The 14,383-nt window shown below is 41.5% G+C and carries 13 protein-coding genes; 5 read left to right on the top strand and 8 right to left on the bottom strand.

Annotated elements, in window-relative coordinates; all coding sequences use genetic code 11:
* Positions 1 to 73: 73 nt before the first annotated feature.
* The 4 genes from ACTWPF_RS00725 to ACTWPF_RS00710 form a co-directional block, all read right to left on the bottom strand.
* Entirely contained in the window at positions 74 to 2,296 is a 2,223-nt protein-coding gene (locus ACTWPF_RS00725) for a M6 family metalloprotease domain-containing protein (RefSeq protein WP_443147973.1), read from the bottom strand.
* A 79-nt stretch (positions 2,297 to 2,375) separates the two neighbouring features.
* Positions 2,376 to 3,971, bottom strand: a complete 1,596-nt coding sequence (locus ACTWPF_RS00720) for a M4 family metallopeptidase (protein ID WP_443147972.1) — start codon at positions 3,969 to 3,971, stop codon at positions 2,376 to 2,378.
* A 30-nt stretch (positions 3,972 to 4,001) separates the two neighbouring features.
* The gene (locus ACTWPF_RS00715) at positions 4,002 to 4,592 is read right to left on the bottom strand and encodes a TasA family protein (protein ID WP_443147971.1); all 591 of its coding nucleotides are present in this window, start codon (positions 4,590 to 4,592) and stop codon (positions 4,002 to 4,004) included.
* Positions 4,593 to 5,285: 693 nt separating this feature from the next.
* Entirely contained in the window at positions 5,286 to 5,624 is a 339-nt protein-coding gene (locus ACTWPF_RS00710; protein ID WP_161463976.1) for a DUF3889 domain-containing protein, read from the bottom strand.
* 130 nt (positions 5,625 to 5,754) lie between these two features.
* On the opposite strand from ACTWPF_RS00710, the gene ACTWPF_RS00705 reads away from it, so the two are divergent.
* From ACTWPF_RS00705 to ACTWPF_RS00695, 3 genes are all read left to right on the top strand, one after another.
* A complete protein-coding gene (locus ACTWPF_RS00705) occupies positions 5,755 to 6,333 on the top strand; it encodes a histidine phosphatase family protein (RefSeq protein WP_443147970.1) in 579 nt (192 codons plus the stop codon).
* 57 nt (positions 6,334 to 6,390) lie between these two features.
* On the top strand, positions 6,391 to 6,867 hold the full coding sequence (locus tag ACTWPF_RS00700) for a GNAT family N-acetyltransferase (protein WP_443147969.1): 477 nt from the start codon (positions 6,391 to 6,393) through the stop codon (positions 6,865 to 6,867).
* A gap of 313 nt (positions 6,868 to 7,180) precedes the next feature.
* Complete coding sequence (locus ACTWPF_RS00695; RefSeq protein ID WP_443147968.1) at positions 7,181 to 7,567, top strand: class I SAM-dependent methyltransferase; 387 nt, start codon at positions 7,181 to 7,183, stop codon at positions 7,565 to 7,567.
* Between the two features lie 498 nt (positions 7,568 to 8,065).
* Here ACTWPF_RS00695 and ACTWPF_RS00690 read toward each other — a convergent pair whose 3' ends face one another.
* Positions 8,066 to 8,827: an SDR family oxidoreductase gene (locus ACTWPF_RS00690; RefSeq protein WP_443147967.1), complete on the bottom strand. Its 762-nt coding sequence runs from the start codon at positions 8,825 to 8,827 to the stop codon at positions 8,066 to 8,068.
* 192 nt (positions 8,828 to 9,019) lie between these two features.
* Between ACTWPF_RS00690 and ACTWPF_RS00685 the strand changes: the two genes are divergently transcribed.
* Positions 9,020 to 9,619 (top strand): TetR/AcrR family transcriptional regulator, encoded by a 600-nt coding sequence (locus ACTWPF_RS00685; RefSeq protein WP_443147966.1) that lies wholly within the window; start codon positions 9,020 to 9,022, stop codon positions 9,617 to 9,619.
* A gap of 118 nt (positions 9,620 to 9,737) precedes the next feature.
* Here the strand turns inward: ACTWPF_RS00685 and ACTWPF_RS00680 are convergent, their stop codons facing one another.
* Complete coding sequence (locus ACTWPF_RS00680; protein ID WP_443147965.1) at positions 9,738 to 11,453, bottom strand: ABC transporter ATP-binding protein; 1,716 nt, start codon at positions 11,451 to 11,453, stop codon at positions 9,738 to 9,740.
* A gap of 194 nt (positions 11,454 to 11,647) precedes the next feature.
* Here ACTWPF_RS00680 and ACTWPF_RS00675 point away from each other — a divergent pair, with 194 nt between their 5' ends.
* Positions 11,648 to 12,034, top strand: coding sequence for a DoxX family protein (locus ACTWPF_RS00675; RefSeq protein WP_234368409.1), 387 nt, complete (start codon positions 11,648 to 11,650; stop codon positions 12,032 to 12,034).
* A gap of 262 nt (positions 12,035 to 12,296) precedes the next feature.
* Here the strand turns inward: ACTWPF_RS00675 and ACTWPF_RS00670 are convergent, their stop codons facing one another.
* Complete coding sequence (locus ACTWPF_RS00670; protein ID WP_443147964.1) at positions 12,297 to 13,514, bottom strand: S1C family serine protease; 1,218 nt, start codon at positions 13,512 to 13,514, stop codon at positions 12,297 to 12,299.
* A gap of 82 nt (positions 13,515 to 13,596) precedes the next feature.
* On the bottom strand, positions 13,597 to 14,382 hold the full coding sequence (locus ACTWPF_RS00665) for an MBL fold metallo-hydrolase (RefSeq protein WP_106898412.1): 786 nt from the start codon (positions 14,380 to 14,382) through the stop codon (positions 13,597 to 13,599).
* Between the last annotated feature and the right edge of the window lies 1 nt (position 14,383).

Below are 14,383 nucleotides of genomic sequence, written 5' to 3'. Positions count from 1 at the left end.
TCTCTACACGATTTTCAGAAGTATAAAAAAAGATCTGGGGCAGGCTACCTCTACCCCAGATCAACCACTATTTTTACTGCCACTCCTCGATCACGTAATCACTATAATCCAGTAGTGCGCCTGCAGATATCTCGGTGATATTCCCCTGATCACGTTGATGGGTGACAAGCTGTATAAAGCCTTCCATATGTTTGATGACTTTTTCAGGTTCCTCCTTTTTCTCGAATCGCTCTACAACAGTTAAATGGGTTTGTAATGCTCGCAAAGTCTCCTCATTGGAGATATCCTCTAATACTTCATAGCGGTTAAGAAGTTCTTTTAATCCTGTAGCGGTGAGATTACTCAATAGAAGCGTCACATCCTGTTCGACCTGACTCGTGTCCGTTTCCGATGTTGCTGTAAAGCTCAGTGCTACAGCCTCCTTCTTATTTTCCGGTACTTCAACATATACTGGCACCTTTACCGTTTCTCCTGATTCTACTTCAATTACTTCTTGTTCCAGCATTGTTTCCCAGCCGCCATCTATATCTGCTCGCAAACGGAAAAGGTCCGTTGCTTCGCCTGTATTGGTAACCTGGAAATAATGTTTGGCTACTTTTCCCGGGATCGCTTGTTCTTGCTCGCCACTTTCCGTTCTGACTCCGCGAGCAAAGTCGCCCCCACCATCCAGATGTCTTACCGCGACCCTGTACGATAATGGGTCTTCAGTCTCCCGATTATGATTTAAAATATAGAAGTGTAGTCTGTTATATTCATCTACATATTCACTGATGACATCATTTCCTGTTCCTGCTTTAAACAAGGCATCCGATAGCTGACGATAATCACCCTTCGAATACATTGCATCCGTCCCATCAGGTCTGGTAAAATCCTTTTGATTAATGTCTTCCTCATGGGAATCAATCACCCAAATATTTGGTGCAGATTCACTATCCTTCGTCTTCGCCAGCAGTACACCAGTATCCGGTGTAAATGAATCCATCCCAACACGGTCGACTACTTCCACAGTGTAATTGTCATACCATTTCTCCCCGCGTTGCATATCAGCCCGCCAATCATCTTCCAGGGAATTGGCCGGAGTAAGGTCCTCCATCATAATATTAATGCCATGTACTACGGCCTCGTCCCTTGTACTTTCTTCTGGTACAGCACGTGCGAGAATATCAGCGAATACCGGCCCGGTCTCTGCCAGGGCATCTCGATCGACATTTAGATAATCCTCTTCAGATAGAAATCCTTGTTTGATCTTATTTCGAAGCATATGATGAGATGGTGTTGAACCGCCTAGTGTTGGCATGACCATCCAACGTGTATGCGGCCCTCCTGGCCCGTTGAAACTCCCCCTGCTCATTAATTCCCATGGACCAGAATACGTACGAGAAACCGGATTGGCATACGGATTATTATAATTATCCAGCAAATTCATAATATGACCGAATTCATGGGCGAACGTACCCATACCGTCATTTTCCCCTTGAACAGATATGCCATTCCGAATGTCGGCACTAGACCAAATACTTTTTCCTGCGACCCACGAAGTCCAGTCCACATACCTTGTCAGTGCCCAATTTGGCATATCGTAATCTAAAGGTGGGCCGAATTCGTCTGTCACTGCCTCTTCATTTAAAAACATCATTTCACCAAATTCTTGCCATATGCCTGATTCATCGTACCCTGCGTGCAAAATAAAAGTGAAATCAAATTCCTCCCCAAATGCTTCCATATCTGCCTCTGCTTTGCTCATCGCCTCTGGACGTAGACTTTTTGCTTCATAACCCGGTGGCATATTTTCCTGCTGTCCGAATTCGTTCAACCCATACTGGAACTCATTTCCATCCATTCGGTAAGGGCCAAAAGCCTCCAGCTCTACTGCCCACTTTCCATAAGAATTTTCCCTCCAGTATTCATTGATCGTTCGATAGTTATTCAGTGTCTGCGGTTTATTGAGAAAGTCCACCCAATATTCCCCAACATCCTCTCTAGGAATATTTCCATTTCCAACCGGATTCCCAGCTTCCATAGAGCCCTCCTCTTGACTTATGATAAAATCGCGGTCTTGAAAGTCAACAACGATGAGGGCTCCCTTCAGCACTCTTTCCGGCTCCACCTCCGAATTCCGCCAATCTACCCCAGGAACCGGTTCATAGTCTTCCCACGTCATATCTTCTGGCAGCGTCCAATTCTGAGAATCTATCGGACTAGGAAAGGCTGGTAACCCTTCCGATGCAGCTTGTGCCGTGGTTGATAAAAGCATCATGATAAGAACGGCCAGTACGAGCGACTTTGCCACCTTCATGCATAACCCCTCCTTATTTAATGGACCAACCAACAACAATTCCAGCTATATTCTCTATATAGCTGGAATTGCCATTTTATTAGTAAACGCCTACTGCACTATACGCCTGCTCAACTGCTGCCACTGCATCCGAGTCGCTACCATAAAGGTCCCCAGCTGCCTGTATTGCCGCTTCTCGCATCATGCTAAAGTCAGAGCTACGTGTTAAATAAAGGGATAAAGCCCGGTAGTAGATTTGCTCGGTTTTATCTCTACCAATACCATTTACCGCTACATCAAAGTGGTCTCCACCCTCAGAAATAAGGTAGGCTGCCTTGTTATTGATACTCGAATTAATATGAACCCCACCATTATCAAGTGTACCCGTATATCTTTTGCTCCAGTGATCTGGATACGGTGCTTCCGTTCTCCGTTCAATTAGGTCAGTGGGATCCTCCATCGATCTTAGGGCAAGCGTGCCGTCTGCCATAATATTTTCTCCAATAAGCCAGTCATCTCGGTCCACCATTGCTCCAAAAATATCAGCAAAGGACTCATTTAGTGCACCTGATTCACCTCGATAAATTAAATTGGCCGTATGCTGAATAACGCCGTGGCTCATCTCGTGTGCTGCTACATCAAGCCCTGCGGCAAGTGGGTGGAACCTAAGGCCATCCCCGTCGCCATATGACATTTGTCTACCATTCCAGGAGGCATTATTCCAATTATTCCCCACATGGACAGCTGAAATGAGAATTTGCCCGTTATCATCAACGGAATCTCTCCCAAATGTGTCCTGGTAGTAATCATACGTAATTTGTGCATTGGCATGCGCGTCTACTGCGGACCCATCTTTAAACATTTTATTTATGCTGAACACATCCAAGTTTGTTCCTGTTGTATTGTCATATGTGACCACACCATCTCCTCTTGTCACATCAAACAGACGAAACTTTCCTTCAAAGGCTTGTGCCTCAAACATTTTCCTATCTCCAAAAACCCCTGTGCCAAAGGCTGTTACATCATGTGCAGTATTATAGTAGTCAACAACTTTTCCATTCGTTGCATCGATAAAATAATGCCAAAATCCTACTGCAGGCTCGGTGGTCGATGCTGTTACGAGATACGTATAATAATAGGCATCCTCATGTTCATAAATATAAGGTTCTACCTCAAGTGGCCCGTCATAGTCTTTCACTTTGCCAATCTTTTTCTCAATTTCCTTTTTTGCAAGCTTAATCGCATCAGATTTTGATAGGTTTGCTTGCATGTTTATCTTTTTCTTATCAAGCTCCGGAATCACCTCTCCAAAGTATGCGGTTACATTATTATTTTCATCTAACTTTACAGTTTGATCTGCTCCATAAATAGGAATCCCTTTGTACGTTTGCTGGACTTTAAAATGGGAGTTATCTGTTTGGTCATCCTTTAATTCCTCTACAATTTCAAAGTCTACATCTTTATTACCTTGAAGTTGGAAGTCTCCTTTATTCTGGGAAAAGTAAGCTCGGACAATTTCCTGCTTGGTCATTCCCCCTGGTGCATCCCACTTTTCCACAATATAAGATGGTGTATTGTAGGTGTCGTTTAATTTTATGTTGGCCTCCTCTGCAGAAACAGTTGTTCCATGTGTAACAATCCCTATTGATAGCGACAGTACTATGGTAGAAAAGCCAATTTTTTGGCGTAATTTCATTCCCCTCATTCCTTCCTTTGGATTTATTTGTTATTTTTCCTCTCCATCTCCCTGTGTCGCGTTAAAGGTCCATTCCAATGAGAGTGCGTCACCCTGGTACATGTTCTGGTCAGCGTCATTATCAACAAATTCAAATTCAACCCAGAAATCATGCGATTCCTCTGAATCCAACCCACCTTTTTGCTCCCACAATGGGTCCCATATATCCCGCTTCACGACATCTGGATCCATTTGCTGTAAATCATACAAGGTTGTTTCAAACACAGGCTCACTCTCCTGATCCCAATTCCAAAGGAAATTAACTTTGATATGCTTGCCATAATCCTCTGCATTGTTGTTCTCTATGTCATTTACAGAGTAGGCGGTTTCTAAAAAGACATTTTCAATCTTTAAGCTTCCATCATTTGCTAAGTTGAATTCTCGCATCATCGTATCACCAGGCTTAAGATTCTCCAATTTTATTAACGCCGTTTCATTCATGGATAAATCCAAGGTGCCTGCAGCAAAAGAATTACTCGACACCTCCTGATCACTAAAATAGGCATAGGTGCCTCCACTAATCAGTGCCACCCCTAATACACTTGATGCTAGTGCCAAACTCAACTGCTTTTTCAGCTTCATACCCGTTCCTCCCCTTCATTTTTTGTCTACCGTATCCCTGCATGACCGCTTACAGTGATCCTTCACCTCCATTATCTCTTGGAATCACCTTGATGCCTGCCTGCTATTCTTGTAACTCTATTATAGGTACGCCCATCTACTAGATGTGTCGAAGCCTGTTGGCGATTTTATGCTTTTACAAAAATGAACAGGAAGTACTAGTGACCATTCTAAAGCTTATAGGTATTCAGCATGGATATATTTTACAATAAGCATAGGCAAAACACTTTTACTCATACATAGGATTCATTTAGATGAAATTGCTAGTTTAATAGAATTGAAAAATAAATAGAAATGCCCAATAACAAATTTCGCAAAGCAGCTGATTCAATGAAAAGGGGGAGATAAGCATACAATGCAAGCGAAATTCCCTAGAAATGGGAGCAAGGTGAAGGGCGGATTGTGGCTTTTGGCTTATGTATATTTGGAGCTAACTTATTCTTCATCTACCAGCGGGGCAATTATTGTCGATTAAGAAAAAGGAAGAGGGCGAATGGGCTCTTCCTTTGTGTGGCGCTCTGGGCTGGAGTTAGCACGCGACTTTGTGAAGAGCACAAGCGACTTTGCCTTGCTCATACGCGACTTTGTGGTGGCCTCATGCGTCTATACATTGTTCACACGCGTCTCTGCGGCGCTCTCACGCGACACCTGCTGCTATCGATCTGTTTCTTTAAATGTAACGGAGATAACTTCTTCCGTTTCTGGATGAAATTCAATATTTACATAGACACCGAATTCTTTTTGATCTTGCTTTAACCATAATTTAAAAATCTCTACCTCAGAGTTGGCATTTTCTTTGCTGCCTTCATGTAGATAATCGATAATGTCTGCTTGAGGGTATTTGGCCTTCGTTTCTTTCATGGCAAGCTTTCCCCACTTAGCATAGGAAGGGACTTGCTCTTGTTCTTGTTGAGTTTCCATATCCGCTGTTGGTAAAGCTTGTCCGATAAAAGCTGATAAACCTAGGCTGATTGCTATAAGTAAATTTTGCATGTCGCACACTCCTTTTAGATCTAGGTTGTGACATTGGGACAGATTTATTCAGCTGACCGCCCGCAGATAGAGCGAAATCTGTTATTATTTTATTAATATACATAATGCAAACAAACAGGGGGTTATGGGAATGACGACAATTTGCCTTATACGACACGGTGAAACAGACTGGAATTTAAAAGGAAAGCTACAAGGGAGTACAGATATCCCACTAAACGAAACAGGGATTCGCCAGGCTAAAAAAAGCGCGGTCTACCTTAACGCAGAGGATTATGATGTTATGGTTGCAAGCCCTATGAAACGGGCCAAACGCACAGCTGAAATTATTAATGCTTCTCTACAGCTTCCATATGAAGAAATGAGCAGTTTTGCAGAATGCTCTTTTGGTGACGCGGAAGGACTGACAATGGAGGAAAGAACGACTCAATATCCTGATAAAGCCTATCCAAATCGTGAAGAACCAGAAGACTTCATCAAACGTGTGATGAGCGGAGTGGATGATGTTCTGAAGAAGTATCCCGATAAGCGCGTTCTTATTGTTGCCCACGGTGCGGTAATAAATGCTATTTTAGCAACTGTCTCTGGTGGAGAAATCGGTGCCGGGAAAACAAGGCTAATGAACGCTTGTATTAATAATATTCACTATAAACAGGAGCAGTGGGAAGTGCTGAACTACAATCAGGTCGAGCATTTAAGTGAGGACCTTTAAGGTAACGTAGCAGATCTTGTGACGTCATCTTTAAATCAAATCTTAAAGGGGGATGACATGCTAACATTCGAGGCCATTGATATAATGAAGCACCAAGCCAAAGTCATTACATTCCGTAAAGACTCCTTTAGAGTAGGCTTTGGTGACGAAGAGGATTACTTGCGTTGGTTAGAAGAAAAGAAGCATGCATTCCCCGCTGGGTTTATGTTGGTCTGTGAAAATGATGATTATATTGGACAACTTGAATTATCCATTAAAGAATATAATGGGGAGTCCCTTGGATATATCCATTTATTTTACCTTGTGCCTGAAAAACGCGGTCAAGGAAAGGGCTTGGAATTGTACCAATATGCAAAACAGTTTTTTCTTCAATACAAAGTGGCTAGCTATGAACTAAGAGTTTCTCCCTCGAATACTGCTGCCGTAAACTTTTACCGCAAAATTGGTATGGAGCCTATAAAAACAGAATTGGACGGAAAAGTAATTCGGATGAGAGGCATGCTTTCCAGTACGAAAGATAATGAAATCTTGTAGAGGCATAGACTTAAGCTTATTTATCGCAGTGCAACCGTCCGTAAGACTCCCACTTCAAAACATAAAGTAAAACGGAGATGTTTAAGTGGGAGTAAACGGACGCTAACAACCCGATTCGTTCAACTAACAATCAGTGGGGGAAGAATGGAAAACCCCCACTGATTGAAGTTTCACTTTATCAAAAGATAACCCGTTATATAAAGCGGTTACCTTTTCTCTTTATCCTGCAACGATTTTAGAATGCTTGTACAGCTTATAATGATAAACCTTAACTACCTCATTAAACAGAAGATTTAAAACTAGGAGAACACTAATGACAATAGAAAATTTAGAGGAATATCAGGATCCCATTCAATATGATAAGGAACACGTTGCCTATGATGAGGATATTTCCTATTTAACAAAATGGGCAGACAAGGCTACAGGTCCAATTGTGGATTTAGCTTGTGGTACAGGAAGGGCGACCATCCCTTTGGCTAAATTCGGCCATAACATCTTAGGAGTGGATTTACATCGCGGTATGCTAAGGCGAGCAAGAGAGAAGGCAGTGGCTGAAAAGCTTGATATAGACTTTATCGAACAAGATTGCACAAAACTGGAGCTTGGTTTAAAAAGTGACTTTATTTTCATGGTTGGAAATTCCTTTCAACATTTCCTTACCAATGAAGCGCAGAACAAGATGTTGAATTCCATTCAGTGACATCTTGTTAAGGGAGGTCGCTTTCTTTTTAACACTCGTTTCCCAAGTGAAGAGGAACTAGTCTCCACGAATGGTGAAGAGCCAGGGTTTTCTTATAAAGATGGAACGCTTTCTGTCCACGTCTCCTACATCAGTGAATACGATGCACTCAATCAAGTCCAACATAATATCACCATAAGAAGATTTTTTGATGCGAATGGGATACTACAAGATGAGAAACGCTCTGTAATTGATCTACGCTTCGTCTTTCCGTTAGAGATGGAACGACTACTTGAAAAGCACGGCTTTACCATTGAAGGGGTATACCAAGACTGGAATGAAACGCCTTTGACCTCTAATGCTTCGAACATGATTTATCTCTGTAAAAAAATAAATTAGTGAGTAAAAGGAGTGGGGGATATTAATGTGGAAAAAAGAGAGAATTCAAAAACTCCGCTACAGTTCTTAGCGGAGTTTCCACGTCGATAGTGCTTAATGGTGTAAGTCCTTCTAAGGACCTTAAAACGCTGCAGTCCAACCAGCGTCTGCAGTTATCACGGTGCCATTTACAAAGCTTGCTTCATCAGATGCTAGGAATAATGCAACGTTTGCTATCTCTTCTGATTTTCCAGCACGTGGCATAACAGCTTGGGATTTTCCTGCTCTCGATGCACCGAATTCATTTAAGTTTTTCATGCTTGCTGCTATATTTGTTGCTACACCGCCTGGAGCAATGGCATTACAACGAATTCCTTTTTCCGCGTACATATAGCCAGTGTTTTTTGTAAAACCGATCACAGCATGTTTGGAAGCTGTGTATGTCGCACCAGCATGTGCACCATTTAATCCACCAGTTGATGCTGTATTAATAATTACCCCTTTCCCTTTTTCAAGGAAAATAGGCAATGCTTTACGTGTTGCGCGCATAACAGCGGTAGTATTAATAGCAAATACACGCTCCCATTTTTCATCCTCAATATCGCCTGCTGGCTCCATGCTATCCATGATTCCAGCGTTATTAACGAGAATATCCAATGAGCCAAATTCCTTAACTGTTGAATCAATTAAGTGGTCAATATCTTCTCTATCTGCCACGTTTGTCTTGATAGCCTTAACTGTTCCGCCTTTTGCCTTGATCTCTTCGGCTACAGTCTCTGCGCCCTCTAGGTTAATATCAGATACAACCACTTTTGCTCCTTCTTCTGCATAACGGGTGGCAATAGCCTGTCCCATCCCGGAAGCTGCACCAGTTACAATTGCTACTTTTCCTTCTAGTCTCATTTCTATCTCTCCCTTAATTTAAAATTTAAATCTAGGAAATGCCTTATAATATACATTTGAATACGCTAAGTATAATGTACTATACTTAAGGTAGCAATAAGCAAAAGACCACTGAAATGTTGATAAATCAACAATTATAAAGGATTTGTTCAATGGAAAGAGGATAATGAACAGAAGGGTGGTAAAGTGTAAATGACCCAACATGATCGGCGCATCGATAAAACTCAAAAAGCCTTAAAATCAGCATTAATTAAGTTGATGGAAGAAAAAGATCTTCCGCATATTACCGTAACAGAAATTGTGAAAAAAGCAGATGTTAATCGTGGTACATTTTATAAGCATTACGAGGTTAAAGAAGATTTACTGGAAGCGACTATACAAGATGTGATAGAGAGTCTTATACAAGCTTACCGCCATCCTTATTTAAATAAGGAGAGATTTACCATAAAAGATCTTTCAGCTTCTAAAATAAAGCTTTTTGAACATGTGGCTGCAAATGCTGATTTTTACCGTGTTATTATGTTGCATCCAAGTGTCTTACCTGGTTTTCAGAATAGACTCTGTGAGGTGTTAAAAAAGCTTTCTATACAAGATTTAAAGTTTATCCCTAACACGGGCACCATTGATGTGGATTTACAAGCAAGTTACCAATCGCATGCTTTATTTGGTATGATCTTTGAATGGGTAAAAGGTGGGTTTAAGTATACACCAGAGCATATGGCACAACAGTTATTGGAAATTTTGTCTAACCAACCCTTTTCCTCTGGTTACCATACAATGCCAAACAAGTAAGACAGATGAAGATGTTTCATGTGAAACGTTGCGCGTATGCTTGTTCACTTATCGCCATTTTTTACAATCTACATACCAAAAAAGGCGTCTAAGCTCTTTAGCTTAAACGCCTTTCTTTTTACCTCATCTGCACTTTATGCAAATGAGCAAAGATCCCATCTCGTTTTAATAATTCTTCATGACTTCCTTCTTCTTCAATACCTTCTTTTGTTACCACCATAATGCGGTCAGCATTTTTGATCGTTGCCAGTCTATGCGCAATGACCAACGTGGTGCGATCTTTAGCAAGCTCTGTTAATGCCTTTTGAATAATGGTTTCGGTTTCTGTATCCAATGCAGAGGTTGCTTCATCAAGAATTAGGATTGGCGGGTTTTTCAGAAACATGCGGGCAATCGCAATCCGTTGCTTTTGACCGCCTGATAATTTCAATCCACGCTCGCCTACCTGCGTTTCATAACCATCAGGTAATTCCTTAATAAATTCCTCCATATGTGCCTGGCGGGTAGCTTTTTCTATTTCTTCGTTTGTAGCATCAAGCTTGCCGTAAGCGATGTTTTCTCTTAACGTACCTGTGAAGAGGAAGACATCCTGCTGCACAATACCAATCTGTGCACGTAGCGACTCCTTCGTCATGTCACGAAGGTCTAACCCATCAATGGTAATACCACCCTGGTCCACATCATAGAAACGCGGAATAAGCGAGCAAATTGTTGTCTTACCAGCACCAGAGGGCCCAACAAAGGCAATGGTTTCCCCTGCGTTAATGGAAAAACTCAATTCATTTAGAACAGGACGCTGTGTCTTTTCATAAGCGAACGTAACGTCATTAAAGGCGATATTTCCTTTTAGGTCTTCTACTTTTTTCGCATCTGGCTTGTTATCCACATCCGGCTCAACATCCATCAGGTCCATAAACCGTTTAAAGCCGGCCATTCCTTTTGGATATAGTTCCAGTAATGCCGTGATTTTTTGGATTGGATTAAACAGCACATTTACAAACAATACAAAGCTGACAAGCTCACCGTATTTTAGTTCCTCCTGATAGGTTAGCCAAGCACCGACCACAAGAACAAGCAATGTAATCAGACGCATCATCATATAAATATTGGAATGCACAAATGCCATTACTTTATAGGCACCAATTTTGGCAATACGGAAGTTGTTATTATCCTTAGAGAAACGCTCCATTTCAAACTTTTCGTTTGTAAATGATTGTACGACACGCACACCTGATACGGCATCTTCTACGCGTGCATTTACTCCAGCGATTTCCTCGTACATTCGCTTCCATGCCTTATTCATTTTAATATTGCTGAACGTAATCAAGAAAATAAGAATTGGCACAGCAATTAGAATGATGAGGGCTAGCTTCACATTGATCGTGAACATGATAAGAAACGCACCAATAAAGGTCATGATGGAAATAAAGAAATCCTCTGGTCCATGATGGGCAAGTTCACCGATATCAAAGAGGTCATTGGTTATTCTACTCATAATATGCCCTGTTTTCGTATTATCAAAAAAGCGGAATGATTGCCTTTGCACGTGGTGGAACAGGTCACGGCGCATATCTGTTTCAATATTAATACCGAGCTTATGTCCCAAATAAACCACTACAAATTGCATGAGGGTACTAATGATGTATACCAATAAGAGCAAGATGCTCACGGTTACAATTAAATTCCAATCTCCCTCTGGTAATAATTCATCTATAAATCGTTGCACCGCAACCGGAAACGCTAACTCCAGAATGGCAACGAAAAAAGCAGAGGCGAAATCAATTATAAACAACCGTCGATGCGGTTTATAGTAAGAGAAAAATCGCTTTAGCATGGCTTCACTTCCTTTTTTACAGTCTAAAAGAAATTATAAGGTTAATTTCAAGGCTTGGCAAGGAAAGGAGACAAGGCATGACCGTTTTTAAAGGGATTTTCCCAACTTTTCTTATTTATTAATTGCTTGGCAAGGTTGTCCAGTTACTTGCATATAGTTACATATAGGATGTAGAAATATTGGGGGTGAATTAAATGAAGTTGAAATTATCTATGCCAACGTATACGTGGATCTGCTATGCAATTGGCTTTGTCTTTATTATTTCAGGAATGATGAAGCTTGTGGATGGTGATTTTAGAGGGATGTTTGCCAGCATGGGATTACCTTTTCCTGAGGCAACACTATTTCTAGTAGCAGTCGTTGAGCTTGGTTGTGGCATTCTTATTGCGGGGAGGCTCTATATTCATCTTGCTGTTCCACCATTACTGCTCATCATGCTTGGTGCACTTTATTTCTCAAAGCTTCCCACCCTTTTTAATGAAGGGGTACTCTCCTTTGCCTTTGCGGCGAGACTCGATATTGTCATGCTTATTCTTTTACTCCTGGTTTGGCAGCATGTAAGAGGAAAAATAGTACTGTAATATAGTTATAAACAAGCTTATGAACCATTACTGTTGAAAAGTAGTGGATAACCTGTCTTATCTATGTGGAAAACCTACCTTTATCCACAAAGTTATACACATATGCACAAATGTTCGTAGTTATTTTGTTGCCGAACATTCTTTCTATACCATATATTGATTTTGGCAAAATAATTATCCACTAACTGTGTATAACTCTATTAATTTTGTGGATAAACCGGAAAAGCTATCCTCTATTTGCTGCAGGATAGCTTTTCTCTCGTTACTGTTGGGTCCCCAATACTAAGGTTGTTTCCTTTTTTTCGCCTTCACGGTAATAGGTGACGGTGATTTCATCTCCTATTTCTTTTTCCTGATAAAGGATTTTACGAAGGTCGATCATATTCATCACTGGATTGCCGTCCAATTCTGTAATGACATCTAACCGTTTTAAGCCTGCTTGGTCTGCGGGAGATAATGGCTCTACACTCCAAACATAGACACCACCCTCGACTTCTTTAGGCAGATTGAGAGTACCTTTCCATTCAGTCTGTGGAACCTCATCCAAAGAGTAAATTTCTACACCTAAAAATGGTCTGGTAACTTCGCCCGTTGTTTCCAGCTCATCTACAATTGGTAGGGCGGAATCAATTGGAATGGCAAAGCCTATTCCTTCTACGGCAGTCTGGTTAATTTTCATGGAGTTAATTCCAATCAATTGCCCATTAATATTGATCAACGCTCCACCACTATTACCAGGATTGATGGCAGCATCTGTTTGAATTACCTCTGCTTGCCAGTCTGCACGTCCATCTTGATTGAAATCTTGAGGAATCGTACGCTCTGTCCCGCTAATAACACCTTGGGTTACAGAGCTTGAAAACATGAGGCCGAGCGGGTTTCCGATAGCAATGGCAGGCTCGCCTACTTTTACATTTGCCGAAGAGCCTAGCTCAATTGTCTGCTCAACCTGTTCCCCATCCATTCTTAAAACAGCTAAATCAGAGAACACATCACTGCCTATAATCTCAGCTTCTAAATGTGTCTCATCATATAGCACCACTTCAACGCTATCCGCACCTTCGATGACGTGATGGTTTGTCACGACATAGGCGGTACCGTCTTCGTTTTTGTAAATAACTCCTGATCCTTCTCCAGCTTCATTTGACTCTTGTTGTTGCCAGAAGTCACCTTGCTGTTGAATATTAATTACGCCCACTACTGCAGGGGTTACTTGTTCTACTATATCTGTAACCTGGGTAGAGACATCCACGTTTACTGCGTTACTTGACCCTTGGGAGCCCTCATTTATACTGGAGCTTTCTAGTTGGCTCTGTTCTGATCTATTACCTGGGAGTACATTATTCTCTTGCAATGCCGGCAATGCGACAACTACTAATAAAATACCGATTATGACACCAAGTAATGCCGGAACAAGCCAACCTCTATTTTTCCGGCGGCGATGAGGGTTTGGTGGGTAGTTCTGATCATAATAGCCCATAACTTTATCCCCTTCTATCCGAAATAAGTCTAAACACTCTAGTATAGTATTCCTTAATCGCTAATATAATAAACAAAAAATGTTACACAACTTCGTATAAAGGTGTCGGTGCTTTAGGGTCTGTATCATGCAGATCAAGCGTAATGCCTCTTTCCTGTAAAACGCTATCTACTGACATACGAGCAAGGTCTTTCATATTATTATCAAGACTTAGATGGGCCAGATATATCCGCTTCGTTCGGTTACTTATAATATCGGTAAGGGCCAATCCACAATCCTCATTGGATACGTGGCCTGAGTCCCCGAGTATTCTCCTTTTTACATTCCAAGGGTAGCGCCCCATTCGTAGCATCCCTACATCATGATTTGCTTCAAAAATATAGGCATCTGCATCCTCTACGGTCTTTTTAATCCGTTCAGATACATAGCCGAGGTCTGTGACTAGTGCCACCTTTTTCCCTTCATGATGGAAGGTATAAAACATTGGTTCCGCCGCATCGTGTGAGACGCCAAAGGATTCAATATCCAAATCCTGAAACGTCTTCACTTGCTCCATATTAAAGTAAAACTTCTGATCTAATCCAATCTTGCCAATGCTGCGCTCCATCGCATTCCACGTTTTTTCATTAGCAAAAATCGGTAGGTTGTACTTTCTGGCTATGATGCCAAGCCCTTTAATATGGTCACTATGCTCATGTGTGACAAGAATGCCTGTAAGTGTGGAAGGATCGATGTCAATCTCACTAAAAAGATGATCCATCTGTTTTCCGCTCAATCCTGCATCCACAAGTAGTCTTTCCTTGTCGGATTCTATATAAAACGCATTTCCTGTGCTTCCGGATGCAAGCACACTAAAACGTAATGTCATG

Origin of the sequence: Oceanobacillus sp. M65, from assembly GCF_052246275.1 — a bacterium.
Taxonomy (GTDB): domain Bacteria; phylum Bacillota; class Bacilli; order Bacillales; family Amphibacillaceae; genus Oceanobacillus_B; species Oceanobacillus_B jordanicus.
Note: the sequence above shows the minus strand (reverse complement) of the source record. Positions and strands in the feature narration are given on the sequence as shown.

Excerpts from the sequence above, each read along its gene's own strand:
- ACTWPF_RS00665 (WP_106898412.1), bottom strand. The coding sequence starts at position 14,382 with ATGACATTACGTTTTAGTGTGCTTGCATCCGGAAGCACAGGAAATGCG.
- ACTWPF_RS00705 (WP_443147970.1), top strand. The coding sequence starts at position 5,755 with ATGACGACAATTTGCCTTATACGACACGGTGAAACAGACTGGAATTTA.
- ACTWPF_RS00680 (WP_443147965.1), bottom strand. The coding sequence starts at position 11,453 with ATGCTAAAGCGATTTTTCTCTTACTATAAACCGCATCGACGGTTGTTT.
- ACTWPF_RS00675 (WP_234368409.1), top strand. The coding sequence starts at position 11,648 with ATGAAGTTGAAATTATCTATGCCAACGTATACGTGGATCTGCTATGCA.
- ACTWPF_RS00670 (WP_443147964.1), bottom strand. The coding sequence starts at position 13,514 with ATGGGCTATTATGATCAGAACTACCCACCAAACCCTCATCGCCGCCGG.
- ACTWPF_RS00700 (WP_443147969.1), top strand. The coding sequence starts at position 6,391 with ATGCTAACATTCGAGGCCATTGATATAATGAAGCACCAAGCCAAAGTC.
- ACTWPF_RS00695 (WP_443147968.1), top strand. The coding sequence starts at position 7,181 with ATGACAATAGAAAATTTAGAGGAATATCAGGATCCCATTCAATATGAT.
- ACTWPF_RS00715 (WP_443147971.1), bottom strand. The coding sequence starts at position 4,592 with ATGAAGCTGAAAAAGCAGTTGAGTTTGGCACTAGCATCAAGTGTATTA.
- ACTWPF_RS00685 (WP_443147966.1), top strand. The coding sequence starts at position 9,020 with ATGACCCAACATGATCGGCGCATCGATAAAACTCAAAAAGCCTTAAAA.
- ACTWPF_RS00720 (WP_443147972.1), bottom strand. The coding sequence starts at position 3,971 with ATGAAATTACGCCAAAAAATTGGCTTTTCTACCATAGTACTGTCGCTA.
- ACTWPF_RS00710 (WP_161463976.1), bottom strand. The coding sequence starts at position 5,624 with ATGCAAAATTTACTTATAGCAATCAGCCTAGGTTTATCAGCTTTTATC.
- ACTWPF_RS00725 (WP_443147973.1), bottom strand. The coding sequence starts at position 2,296 with ATGAAGGTGGCAAAGTCGCTCGTACTGGCCGTTCTTATCATGATGCTT.
- ACTWPF_RS00690 (WP_443147967.1), bottom strand. The coding sequence starts at position 8,827 with ATGAGACTAGAAGGAAAAGTAGCAATTGTAACTGGTGCAGCTTCCGGG.